Origin of the sequence: Paenibacillus sp. D9 (genome assembly GCF_001188365.1) — a bacterium.
Lineage (GTDB): Bacteria > Bacillota > Bacilli > Paenibacillales > Paenibacillaceae > Paenibacillus_O > Paenibacillus_O humicus.
In genome coordinates, this window is record NZ_JZEJ01000001.1 from 4,396,117 (window position 1) to 4,407,183 (window position 11,067).

The following is an 11,067-nucleotide window of genomic DNA, read 5'->3' on the forward strand; positions in this document are numbered from 1 at the left end:
GAGGAAGACAGGATGAACATTCTTTTCATGGGTCCTCCGGGGGCCGGCAAAGGCACCCAGGCCGAGAGAATCGTAGAAAAGTTCAACGTTCCTCACATCTCCACCGGCGATGCGTTCCGGCTGGCGATGAAGCAGGGCACTCCGCTTGGCCAAAAGGCGAAGGAATTCGTGGATCAAGGTCTTCTTGTCCCGGATGAAATCACCAACGGGATCGTGCGGGAACGCCTGCTGCTGGCTGATTGCGAGAGAGGCTTCCTGCTGGACGGCTTCCCGCGCACTCTTCAGCAAGCTGCAGCGCTTGACGCCATGCTGGCGGAAATGGGACGCGGCATCGATCATGTAGTCAACCTGCATGTCGATCGCGGTCTGTTGCTGGCCAGGCTGACGGGACGCCGCATCTGCAAAACCTGCGGCACCACTTATCACGTGATGTTCAACCCTCCCAAGGTTGAAGGCATCTGCGACAAGGACGGCGGAGAGCTTTACCAGCGTTCGGACGACACCGAGGAGAAGGTCGGTACACGCCTCGACGAGTACATCTCGAAGACGGCTCCTCTTCTGGAATACTACGGCGGCAAAGGCTTGCTGCGCGAAGTGGACGGAGAGAAGGAAATTGACCAAGTAACGGCCGAGATCGTTGCCGCTCTGCGGGGTTCGAACGAATGATAATCTGCAAGTCTGAAGCCGAACTGCGATTCATGAGAGAGGCGGGACGCATAGTAGCCGAGACACACCGTCTTATGGCTGCTTCTGTGCGGGCGGGCATTACGACCCGCGAGCTGGATGATATCGCCGATCGCTACATTCGCAGTCAAGGCGCTATTCCGTCGTTTAAGGGCTACAATCAATTTCCTGGCAGCATTTGCGCTTCTGTCAACGAAGAACTGGTGCACGGCATCCCTGGATCCCGCAAGCTGAACGAAGGCGATATCATCACGCTTGATATCGGCGCTCAGTACGAGGGCTACCATGGGGATTCGGCTTGGACCTATCCGGTAGGGACGGTTACGGATGAAGTCTCCCGACTGCTGGAGGTCACCGAACGTTCGCTGTTCGCCGGGCTTGAACAGGTCAAACCGGATGTTCGGCTGTATACGGTCTCGCACGCCATCCAGAAAGCGGTGGAAGACGAGGGCTTCTCCATCGTTCGCGAATATGTAGGTCACGGAATCGGCCAGGATCTTCACGAAGAGCCGCAGATTCCGAACTACGGCATTCCGGACCGGGGCCCGAGGCTGAAACCAGGCATGGTGCTGGCCATCGAGCCGATGGTGAACATCGGGGAGCGTTATGTCCGGACACTGACGGACAATTGGACGGTTGTAACGGTTGACGGCTCCTGGTGCGCTCATTTCGAGCACACGGTTGCGGTCACGGAGAACGGCTGCGAGATTTTGACGAAGCTGCCGGATTCGGAGTAAGAGGAACTTGGATCCGCTGGCTCAGATCGGCCGTCTTGTCAAAGTGCTTCGAGGCAAGGACGAGGGCAGCTGCGCCATCATCATCGGATTGATCGACGACCGGTTCGTCTTGATCGCCGATGGAGATGCACGGCGCTTCGACTCGCCGAAGAAGAAAAACATCCAGCATCTTCAGTTACTGCCGGCTCTCAGCAGCGAAGTTTCGGACAGCATGTCCGAGACGGGCCGGGTGACCAATGCCAAGCTTAGATTCGTCATACAGAAGTACGCTGATCGAAAGGAGAATGAGGATGGCCAAGGAAGACGTCATTGAAGTCGAAGGAACGGTTATTGAACCGCTGCCTAACGCCATGTTCCGGGTTGAACTGGAGAACGGTCACCAGATTCTCGCTCATGTATCCGGCAAGCTCAGAATGCACTTTATCCGTATTCTGACCGGAGACAAAGTGGTTATCCAGTTGTCGCCTTACGATTTATCCAGAGGACGCATTACCTATCGGAAGTAGAACCGCGGGTTCGACGGAAGAAGGAATCGGGAGGTAATTACCAATGAAGGTCAGACCTTCGGTTAAGCCTATTTGCGAGAAATGCAAAGTCATTCGCCGCAAAGGCAACGTTATGGTCATTTGCGAAAATCCGAAACACAAACAAAGACAAGGTTAAGAAAGGAGGACACTGCCCATGGCACGTATAGCTGGTGTGGATTTGCCGCGCGACAAGCGCGTTGAGATTGCTCTCCAGTACATCTTCGGCATCGGTCAAACGACCGCTAAGAGGATCCTGGCTGAAACTGGCGTCAGCGCAAGCACGCGCGTTCGCGACCTCACGGAAGACGAAGTAAGCAAGCTGCGCGAAGTAATCGACAAGTCTGTTAAAGTAGAAGGCGATCTCCGCCGCGAGATTTCCCTCAACATCAAACGTCTTGTTGAAATCGGATGCTACCGTGGTATCCGCCACCGCCGCGGTCTGCCGGTTCGCGGACAACGCACGAAGACCAACGCCCGTACGCGTAAAGGTCCTCGTCGGACTGTAGCGAACAAGAAGAAATAAGGGGGGATAAACAACAATGGCTAAACCTAAAAAAGTGGTTCGCACCAAACGCCGTGACCGGAAGAATATCGAATCCGGCGTAGCGCACATCCGCTCGACGTTCAACAACACGATCGTCACGATTACGGATCCGCACGGCAACGCCATCTCCTGGGCAAGCTCCGGCAACCTCGGATTCAAAGGCTCGCGTAAAAGCACGCCTTACGCCGCTCAAATGGCTGCGGAATCCGCTGCTAAAGCCGCTATGGAACATGGCATGAAAGCCGTTGAAGTCATGGTTAAAGGACCTGGCGCCGGCCGTGAAGCCGCGATCCGTTCCCTTCAAGCCGCTGGCCTCGAAGTGAACCTGATCAAGGACGTAACTCCGGTTCCTCACAACGGCTGCCGTCCGCCGAAACGCCGTCGCGTATAGTTCGTCGGTCTGTGGTATCAAATTGCTGCAACTTGTGAATAATGGTTGTGAAGGTTTGGCATACTACATGATTTGACGCCATTGAACGTTATTGATACGGAGCGACGTTTTGAAGGAGGGTACTATAGTGATTGAGATCGAAAAGCCGAAAATCGAAACCGTTGAGCTGAGTGACGACGGAGCTTATGGCCGATTTGTCGTCGAGCCCCTGGAACGGGGTTACGGCACGACACTCGGAAACTCGCTTCGCCGCATCCTGCTCTCGTCGCTTCCCGGCGCGGCAGTGACGTCCGTGCAGATTGACGGAGTTCTTCACGAGTTTTCCACGGTTCCGGGGGTCATGGAGGACGTTACCGAAATGATCCTGAACCTGAAAGGCCTGTCGCTCAAAATCCACTCCGACGAAGAGAAGGTGCTGGAAATTGATGCAGAAGGCGAAGGGAACGTAACGGCGGGCGACATCCGCGCAGACAGCGATGTCGAGATTCTCAGCCCTGATCTTCATATCGCAACCTTGGCTTCCGGCGCACGGCTCCATATGAGGATTTTCGCCAATCGCGGCCGCGGTTATGTGCAAGCAGACCGCAACAAGCGTGAAGACCAGCCGATTGGCGTCATCCCCGTTGATTCGATTTACACGCCAATTACTCGTGTGAACTATAGCGTTGAGAATACACGTGTCGGTCAGGTGACCAACTACGACAAGCTGACGCTTGAAGTATGGACGGATGGAAGCATCCGCCCCGAAGAGGCTGTAAGCCTCGGCGCTAAAATTTTGACCGAGCATTTGGACCTGTTCGTCGGACTGACCGATGAAGCTAAAGACGCGGAAATTATGGTTGAGAAGGAAGAGGACAAGAAGGAAAAGGTTCTCGAGATGACGATCGAGGAACTGGACCTGTCCGTCCGTTCTTACAACTGCCTTAAACGTGCTGGCATCAACACCGTTCAAGAACTGACCCTGAAGACGGAAGAAGACATGATGAAGGTCCGCAACCTGGGCCGCAAGTCTTTGGAAGAAGTTCAGGAGAAGCTCGAAGAGCTTGGTCTTGGCCTCCGCACGGAAGAATAAGCATCAAGGAGGGGAAATCGATGGCATACTCTAAACTGGGACGCGACGCAAGCGCGCGGAAAGCACTGTTCCGTGACCTTGTTACCGACCTGTTCCTGTACGAGCGCATTCAGACGACCGAAGCGAAAGCGAAAGAAGTGCGTTCGATTGCAGAAAAACTGATCACGAAAGCGAAGCGCGGAGATCTCCACGCCCGCCGTCAAGTGGCTGCATACGTGCGCCGCGAAACGATCGACGGAGAGCAGGACGCAATCCAAAAGCTGTTCTCGGAACTTGCGAGCCGCTACTCCGAGCGCGCTGGCGGATACACTCGTATCCTCAAGCTGGGACCTCGCCGCGGCGATTCGGCTCCTATGGTCTTCCTCGAACTGGTTGACCGCGCGTAAATAGCACCCGCTGCCGCTGCCGGCGGCAAGCAAAAGGTGGACCTAAGCGGCCACCTTTTTTCTTTTGCCCTCCGGCAGGCCGTGCAGCTTGCCTTTGACCCCTTGGGGGGCGTGTGGAATTTCAGACGGGCTGCAAAGGTTCCTCGATCGATGAAAGATGCTTGCACATAGCAGCGGAGCAATCGAATGATTCGTGGAGAAACGACAGCTGCCGACCTAAGGGGGACCCGCATGCTTTTGCGGGATTAGGCAGCTAAGCGGTCGCCTTTGAAGACGGATTTCAACCCTGTTGAATCTGATCAGGAAATACGGCTTCAACAGCGATCGGAACGATCATTTGAATGCGCAGCGGTGTTACAAGTAGGCAGTCTGAGCACGAGGAATCTTTGCCATGCCAAGGATAGAATTTTCAAAGGCGGCCAAGGAGAGAAAAGCTTTGAGAAACATACGGATGAAGGTAGCCTACGACGGCACCGCCTACAGCGGATTTCAATCCCAGCCGGGAGGAAATACGGTCCAGGACGTCATTGAGCAGGCGATCGAGGTGCTTACGGATGCTAAAACCCACATCACCGCCTCAGGAAGAACGGATGCCAGAGTGCATGCCTTGGGGCAGGTGTTCAACTTTTACACCGAGGCGCAGATAGCGGTTGAACGGTGGTCCCTGGCTCTCAACAGCCGGCTGCCCTCCGATATAAGAATCGTGGAGAATGCGGTGGAAGTACCGCTTGAATTTCACTCCAGATATGCAGCCAAGCGCAAGACATACCGTTATTCGATCTATACCGGCAAATTCAATGACGTCTTCCGCCGTAATTATCATTTTCATCATCCAGCACCACAATTGAACGTCGGGGCCATGCGCAGAGCGCTTGAATATTTCGTTGGCGAACATGACTTCACCTCGTTCACAACGGTCCATTCGGACAAGATCTCGCATGTGAGGACGATTTACGAGGCGGAGCTTCGGCAGGAGGGCCCTCACCTGGATCTTTATTTGACGGGGAACGGCTTCCTTTACAATATGGTCAGGATCATAACCGGGACGCTGCTGCTCGTCGGCAAAGGCAAGCTGGATCCGGATTCGATGGGCGGAATCATTCTGGCCAAGAATCGTCAAGCAGCCGGCCCGACGGCCGTTCCTTATGGATTGACGCTGGTTGAAGTGGATTATGGCGAGCAATCCTGACTGCAGATGTTTGGAACAGTTTCCTAGGATAAATATACCGGTCCGATATCGTGATATTATCGTGATTCGATTCCAAAAATCCTTGCACTGGGCGCTCCGTTATTGTAATATATAACTTGTGCTTTCTTATTGGCTCTCCCACAGCCCCGCGTAAGAAAGTCACAACCCGAAAGGCAACACAAGCAATAACCCTACCATGATAATTGACCTTGAAACGTGTGTTTCATGATAAATGATCGTAAACATTGAAGGAGGATCCCCTCATGCGCTCCACTTATATGGCTAAGCCTACCGAAGTTCAACGCAACTGGCACATCGTTGACGCTGAAGGCCAAACGCTTGGCCGTCTGGCCAGCGAAGTTGCAAGCCTGATCCGCGGCAAGCACAAGCCGCAATTCACTCCACATATCGACACCGGCGATTTCGTCGTTGTCATCAACGCGGAGAAAATCGTTCTGACAGGCAACAAATGGAATGACAAGAACTACTACCGTCACTCCATGCACCCAGGCGGTTTGAAAGTGACTCCTGCCAAGGACCAGCTGATCAAGAAGCCTGAGAGCCTCGTTGAGTACGCCGTACACGGCATGCTTCCTAAGAACCGTCTCGGCAACAAAATGAAGCTGAAGCTCAAAGTATACGCTGGATCGGAACATCCGCACCAAGCACAAAATCCGGTAGCTTACGAGCTGCGCGGTTAATTAGAAGGAGGACCCTACAATGGCTCAAGTTCAATACTATGGAACTGGTCGTCGTAAGCACTCCGTAGCACGCGTACGTCTCGTGCCGGGTGAAGGACGAATCATTATCAACAAGCGCGAAATGGACGATTACTTCGGTCTTGAAACGCTGAAGCTGATCGTTAAACAACCGCTTGCCCTGACGGAAACAGTCGGCAAATACGACGTGATCGTCATCGCGCATGGCGGCGGCACTTCCGGTCAAGCCGGTGCCATCCGTCACGGCATTTCCCGCGCTCTGCTCAAAGCAGATCCGGAATTCCGTCCATCCCTGAAGCGCGCTGGATTCCTGACGCGTGACCCGCGGATGAAAGAACGTAAGAAGTACGGCCTCAAAGCAGCTCGTCGTGCTCCTCAGTTCTCGAAACGTTAATAGGTTTTACAAGCACCTTTTCCGCTGTCGCGGAAAAGGTGTTTTTTGTAGGCGGCCGGCGAAAGCTATAGGGGACTTATATCGTTAAGAGCAGATTTTAAGCTAAACGGGTAGAACTCTACTCCGCACAAGGCAAAGGCTTCAACCTATCTCCAAGGCTTACATAAGAAAGGAAGATGACCCATGAATTCGAATTTCCGCAAACCCGTTTACTTCAATCACGACGGAGGTGTCGACGATCTCGTCTCCCTCTTTTTGCTGCTTCAAATGAAAGATGTCGATCTGATCGGCGTATCCGTAATCGACGCGGATTGCTACGTGGAGCCGGCCGTATCGGCGAGCCGCAAGATCATCGACCGTTATGGCGCTCCGGAGCTGAAGGGATTGGAAGTTGCCCGTTCCGATTCCCGAGGAAAAAACCCGTTTCCAAAGGATTGGCGCATGCATGCATTCTATGTCGATGCCCTTCCTTTGCTGAATGAGCGCCCTGAGGTCGTTACGCAAGAGGCTGCGAAGCCGGCGCATCTGGATATCGTGGACAAGCTTCAGGCAAGCAAGGAGCCGGTGACCTTGCTGTTCACGGGACCGCTCACGGATCTTGCCCGGGCTCTCGACGTCGACAGCTCCATTGAAAGCAAGATCGAGAAGCTGTACTGGATGGGCGGAACGTTCCTTCCGGAAGGCAACGTGCACGAGCCCGAGCATGACGGCACGGCGGAATGGAACAGCTATTGGGATCCCGAGGCCGCCAAGCGTGTATGGGACAGCGGCATCGCGATCGATATGGTTGCGTTGGAAAGCACGAACAAAGTGCCGCTCATGGTGGAAACCCGCAAGGAGTGGGCGCAGAACCGCCGTCATGAGGGAATCGACTTCCTGGGGCAATGTTATGCTACCGTTCCTCCGCTCGTTCACTTCGCGACCAACTCCACTTATTATTTGTGGGATGTCCTGACGACCGCGATCATCGGCAAGCCTGAGCTCGTATCCTCGAGAGAGGCGACTTGCGACGTCATCCCATCCGGTCCGTCTCAAGGACGCACGGTGGAAAAGGAAGGCGGAAGAAAGGTTACCGTCGTGGACGACGTGAACCGCGATGCTTTCTTCGAATACTTGACGGAGCTTGCCCGCAATGCGGACAAGGATGGAGTGCACCGCATAAGATAGCCTTATCCAATGGATAAGAAACCCTTATACAGCAAGGAATTTCGGGCTTTTTTGATGAATTAAACAATTGCTCAACGGCAACGTTCCCCTTATAATCATAGTAAAGCATAGTTTTTTACTTGGTATTAATGATTAGGAGGGGAACCACCTTGAACCTTTTGGAAAAAGAAGCCCTGATTACCGAGCAGGCGGTTAAGCTGGAAACGGCATCGCCGGAGGAAATCCTCAAATACGCAGTCGAAACCTTCCCGAATATTACGTTTGCCTGCAGCTTTGGAGCCGAGGACGTCGTTCTCGTCGACATGCTGCAGAAAATAAGCCCGCGTTCGGACATTTTCTATCTGGATACCGACTTTCACTTCGCGGAGACGTATGAGACGCGCGACCGGATGGAAGCCAAATACGGCATCAAGTTCGTTCAGGTGAAGCCGGTGCTCACGCCGGAGGAGCAAGCGGCCCAGCATGGCGAGGAGCTGTGGAAGAGCGATCCCAATGCTTGCTGCAACATCCGCAAGGTCGAACCGCTCACCCGCATCCTGTCCCAATACGAGGCATGGATTACCGGCATCCGCCGCGATCAGGCGCCGACGCGCGCGAACGCCAAGAAGATCGAATACGATACGAAATTCGGGCTTGTCAAATTCAACCCGATCGCGGATTGGACTTCCGAGGACGTCTGGAACTATATCCGGGAGAACGACATCATCTACAACCCTCTGCATGACCGCAACTTCCCGAGCATCGGCTGCGAGCAGTGCACGCGCCAGGTCGCTCCGGGCGAGGACCCTCGCGCGGGACGCTGGTCGGGCAACGACAAAACCGAATGCGGACTGCATAAATGAGCCGCGGGGAGGACAAGGACATGGCAAGCATCAAGCCTCATGGCGGCGAACTGGTAAACCGAATTGCAGAGGGGGCCGAGCGCGAGCGCCTGCTGCAGGAAGCCGGCAGCCTCACGGCTTTGACGGTAGATAATTGGACGATCTCGGATCTGGACCTCATCGGCGTCGGAGCGTTCTCGCCCTTGACGGGATTCCTCGGCGAAGAGGATTACCGCTCGGTCGTGGACCGGATGCGTCTGTCCAGCGGAATCGTATGGAGCATTCCGATTACGCTGGCTGTAGATGAAGCGGCAGCTTCCGAACTGTCCGCGGGACAGCGCGTCGCCCTCAAGGGCGAGGACGGAGTCGTCTATGCGCTGCTGGACGTGGAGAGCGTCTATGCGGTCGATCAGAAGCATGAAGCCGTGCAGGTGTTCAAGACGGATGATCTCGAGCATCCCGGCGTGAAAAAGCTCTTCTCCCGTCCGAATACGTACGTCGGCGGTCCGATTACCGTTCTGAACCGGCCGCAGCCGGAAAAGTTCGGCGAGTTTTATTTCGATCCGGCGCAGACGCGCCAGATTTTCGCCGATAAGGGCTGGAAGACGGTCGTTGGCTTCCAGACGCGCAATCCGGTCCACCGCGCCCATGAGTTCATCCAGAAATGCGCGATGGAAATTGTAGACGGGCTTTTCCTCAATCCGCTTGTCGGAGAGACCAAATCGGATGATGTGCCGGCCAATGTGCGGATGAAGAGCTATCTGGCCCTGCTGGACAATTACTACCCGGAAAGCCGGACGTTTCTCGGGGTGTTCCCGGCGGCTATGCGTTATGCGGGCCCGCGCGAAGCGATTTTCCACGCGCTCGTGCGGAAGAATTACGGCTGCACGCATTTCATCGTCGGGCGCGACCATGCCGGAGTCGGCGATTACTACGGCACCTATGAGGCCCAGGATCTGCTGAAGACGTTCCCGGCGGAAGATCTGGACATCACCCCGCTGTATTTCGAGCACAGCTTTTTCTGCAAGAAATGCGGCAACATGGCTACGAGCAAGACTTGTCCGCATGACAAGTCGGAGCATGTCGCGCTCTCGGGCACGAAGGTTCGCGAGATGCTGCGCGGCGGCATCTGCCCGCCTCCGGAGTTCTCCCGTCCGGAAGTGGCCCAGATTCTCATTGAAGGCATGCAGGAGCAGCCTGCGAACGCCTAAGCCGGACAAACCGGAATGAATGAACGCCCTGTCCCATATAAATGATTAGAGCGCGGATGGCTTGCCACATGAGCCCCGCGGCTGCCGATCATGTATGCGGGATGGGGTGTTTTTTTGACAAAAAAAGTGGCCGAAGACAATAGGCATGGCCTGTACCGCAGCCGCAGACGCGTCGTCGTCTGGATGAATCCGCGGGGCTGGACCCGGCTGGGCATCATCGCAGGCATGCTGGCGCTTCTCGCCTGGATGCTGACGGAGCAGATGCCGGCGGCCCGCACATGGAGCGACTGGTCCATGCCGCTGAGCGGCAGGACGATCGTGCTCGATGCGGGACACGGCGGGCCGGATGGAGGCGCGGTAAGCAAAAGCGGCTTGGTCGAGAAGGATCTCAACCTGGCGATCGTGCTCCAGCTGCGGGATTATCTGCAGCAATCGGGCGCCCTTGTATACGTGACGAGGGAGGGAGATACGGATCTGGCTTCACCGGATACGAAAGCCTACCGCAAACGGAAGAGCGAGGATTTGGCGAAGCGGGCCAAATTCGTGCAGGAGCATCAAGCGGATCTTATGATCAGCATCCACATGAACAGCATCCCTTCGCCCAAATGGTCGGGAGCCCAGACGTTCTACTACCCGAACCATGAAGGCAATGCCGCGCTTGCAGCTCTCATCCAGGATGAGATCCGCGTCAACCTGCAGAATACGGAGCGCGTGGCCGCCAAGGCTCCCAATACAGTGTATCTGCTCCAAGCCGTCGATACGGTGCCGAGCGCTCTTGTCGAGGTAGGCTTCCTGTCGCATCCGGGCGAGGCCGCCAGGCTTGGCGACGCCGGGTATCAGAAGCAGGTGGCGGCGGCGGTCTATCAGGGCATTCTCCGCTACAGCAGCGGCGAACGTCCTTCCGGCAGCTCCTCCAGCCCGTCTTCGCCGCTCCCATCTCCGGCGGCAAGGCCGTAGGAGAGGAGAGAAATCCGATTTCATTATGCTATAATGGAATGGATTTATGCGGAAGGTGGAGAGTGGAACATGCTTACACGTGAACTCGTGATAGAGGCCGTCAATTCGGTGACGGCCGCTTTTGCCGCGGACGGGATTGCCGTCCGCGATATTATGGTGAGGGACGGTCAGGTATCGCTGACCGTCCTCACCCCCGGCGGCGGCGCGCAGCCGCCGCTGGAAGCCGCGCTGCGCGAAGCGCTGGCGCGGACAGGGGCCGAAGCCGTGC

Annotated in this window: 16 protein-coding genes and 1 pseudogene; all 17 read left to right on the forward strand. The window is 55.5% G+C overall.

The genetic code is table 11. The features are described from left to right. Positions 1–12 precede the first annotated feature (12 nt). On the forward strand, positions 13–666 hold the full coding sequence (locus VE23_RS19730; RefSeq protein WP_021878310.1) for an adenylate kinase: 654 nt from the start codon (positions 13–15) through the stop codon (positions 664–666). Next, positions 663–1,421, forward strand: coding sequence for a type I methionyl aminopeptidase (gene map / locus VE23_RS19735; protein ID WP_021878309.1), 759 nt, complete (start codon positions 663–665; stop codon positions 1,419–1,421). Before VE23_RS19730 ends, map begins: the two co-directional genes overlap by 4 nt. Positions 1,422–1,428: 7 nt before the next feature. Continuing rightward, on the forward strand, positions 1,429–1,734 hold the full coding sequence (locus tag VE23_RS19740; protein ID WP_048743588.1) for a KOW domain-containing RNA-binding protein: 306 nt from the start codon (positions 1,429–1,431) through the stop codon (positions 1,732–1,734). Continuing rightward, entirely contained in the window at positions 1,712–1,927 is a 216-nt protein-coding gene (gene infA / locus VE23_RS19745; RefSeq protein WP_048743586.1) for a translation initiation factor IF-1, read from the forward strand. Before VE23_RS19740 ends, infA begins: the two co-directional genes overlap by 23 nt. A gap of 43 nt (positions 1,928–1,970) precedes the next feature. Then, complete coding sequence (gene rpmJ, locus VE23_RS26070) at positions 1,971–2,084, forward strand: 50S ribosomal protein L36 (RefSeq protein WP_021296640.1); 114 nt, start codon at positions 1,971–1,973, stop codon at positions 2,082–2,084. Positions 2,085–2,102: 18 nt separating this feature from the next. Next, a complete protein-coding gene (gene rpsM, locus VE23_RS19750; protein ID WP_048743584.1) occupies positions 2,103–2,471 on the forward strand; it encodes a 30S ribosomal protein S13 in 369 nt (122 codons plus the stop codon). Positions 2,472–2,487: 16 nt separating this feature from the next. Beyond that, positions 2,488–2,883, forward strand: coding sequence for a 30S ribosomal protein S11 (gene rpsK, locus VE23_RS19755; protein ID WP_021878306.1), 396 nt, complete (start codon positions 2,488–2,490; stop codon positions 2,881–2,883). Positions 2,884–3,010: 127 nt separating this feature from the next. Then, complete coding sequence (locus tag VE23_RS19760) at positions 3,011–3,955, forward strand: DNA-directed RNA polymerase subunit alpha (protein WP_049868849.1); 945 nt, start codon at positions 3,011–3,013, stop codon at positions 3,953–3,955. A 20-nt stretch (positions 3,956–3,975) separates the two neighbouring features. After that, positions 3,976–4,341 carry a 50S ribosomal protein L17 gene (rplQ, locus tag VE23_RS19765; protein WP_048743581.1) on the forward strand — a complete coding sequence of 122 codons (366 nt, stop codon included), beginning with the start codon at positions 3,976–3,978 and terminating at the stop codon, positions 4,339–4,341. A gap of 436 nt (positions 4,342–4,777) precedes the next feature. After that, positions 4,778–5,530, forward strand: coding sequence for a tRNA pseudouridine(38-40) synthase TruA (gene truA / locus VE23_RS19770; RefSeq protein WP_049868850.1), 753 nt, complete (start codon positions 4,778–4,780; stop codon positions 5,528–5,530). A gap of 263 nt (positions 5,531–5,793) precedes the next feature. After that, positions 5,794–6,231, forward strand: coding sequence for a 50S ribosomal protein L13 (gene rplM, locus VE23_RS19775; protein WP_048743578.1), 438 nt, complete (start codon positions 5,794–5,796; stop codon positions 6,229–6,231). A 19-nt stretch (positions 6,232–6,250) separates the two neighbouring features. Next, positions 6,251–6,643, forward strand: coding sequence for a 30S ribosomal protein S9 (gene rpsI, locus VE23_RS19780; RefSeq protein ID WP_021878300.1), 393 nt, complete (start codon positions 6,251–6,253; stop codon positions 6,641–6,643). Positions 6,644–6,826: 183 nt separating this feature from the next. Then, a complete protein-coding gene (locus VE23_RS19785) occupies positions 6,827–7,810 on the forward strand; it encodes a nucleoside hydrolase (RefSeq protein ID WP_048743574.1) in 984 nt (327 codons plus the stop codon). Between the two features lie 149 nt (positions 7,811–7,959). Further along, on the forward strand, positions 7,960–8,652 hold the full coding sequence (locus VE23_RS19790) for a phosphoadenylyl-sulfate reductase (RefSeq protein WP_049868852.1): 693 nt from the start codon (positions 7,960–7,962) through the stop codon (positions 8,650–8,652). 20 nt (positions 8,653–8,672) lie between these two features. Beyond that, the gene (gene sat / locus VE23_RS19795) at positions 8,673–9,842 is read left to right on the forward strand and encodes a sulfate adenylyltransferase (protein ID WP_049868853.1); all 1,170 of its coding nucleotides are present in this window, start codon (positions 8,673–8,675) and stop codon (positions 9,840–9,842) included. Positions 9,843–9,992: 150 nt separating this feature from the next. Beyond that, complete coding sequence (gene cwlD / locus VE23_RS19800; RefSeq protein ID WP_048743685.1) at positions 9,993–10,799, forward strand: N-acetylmuramoyl-L-alanine amidase CwlD; 807 nt, start codon at positions 9,993–9,995, stop codon at positions 10,797–10,799. Between the two features lie 69 nt (positions 10,800–10,868). Next, positions 10,869–11,067: pseudogene (locus VE23_RS27470) on the forward strand (MRP family ATP-binding protein); the annotation flags it as partial.

Excerpts from the sequence above, each read along its gene's own strand:
- sat (WP_049868853.1), top strand. The coding sequence starts at position 8,673 with ATGGCAAGCATCAAGCCTCATGGCGGCGAACTGGTAAACCGAATTGCA.
- rpsI (WP_021878300.1), top strand. The coding sequence starts at position 6,251 with ATGGCTCAAGTTCAATACTATGGAACTGGTCGTCGTAAGCACTCCGTA.
- rpsK (WP_021878306.1), top strand. The coding sequence starts at position 2,488 with ATGGCTAAACCTAAAAAAGTGGTTCGCACCAAACGCCGTGACCGGAAG.
- map (WP_021878309.1), top strand. The coding sequence starts at position 663 with ATGATAATCTGCAAGTCTGAAGCCGAACTGCGATTCATGAGAGAGGCG.
- rpmJ (WP_021296640.1), top strand. The coding sequence starts at position 1,971 with ATGAAGGTCAGACCTTCGGTTAAGCCTATTTGCGAGAAATGCAAAGTC.
- VE23_RS19730 (WP_021878310.1), top strand. The coding sequence starts at position 13 with ATGAACATTCTTTTCATGGGTCCTCCGGGGGCCGGCAAAGGCACCCAG.
- rpsM (WP_048743584.1), top strand. The coding sequence starts at position 2,103 with ATGGCACGTATAGCTGGTGTGGATTTGCCGCGCGACAAGCGCGTTGAG.
- infA (WP_048743586.1), top strand. The coding sequence starts at position 1,712 with ATGGCCAAGGAAGACGTCATTGAAGTCGAAGGAACGGTTATTGAACCG.
- VE23_RS19785 (WP_048743574.1), top strand. The coding sequence starts at position 6,827 with ATGAATTCGAATTTCCGCAAACCCGTTTACTTCAATCACGACGGAGGT.
- rplM (WP_048743578.1), top strand. The coding sequence starts at position 5,794 with ATGCGCTCCACTTATATGGCTAAGCCTACCGAAGTTCAACGCAACTGG.
- rplQ (WP_048743581.1), top strand. The coding sequence starts at position 3,976 with ATGGCATACTCTAAACTGGGACGCGACGCAAGCGCGCGGAAAGCACTG.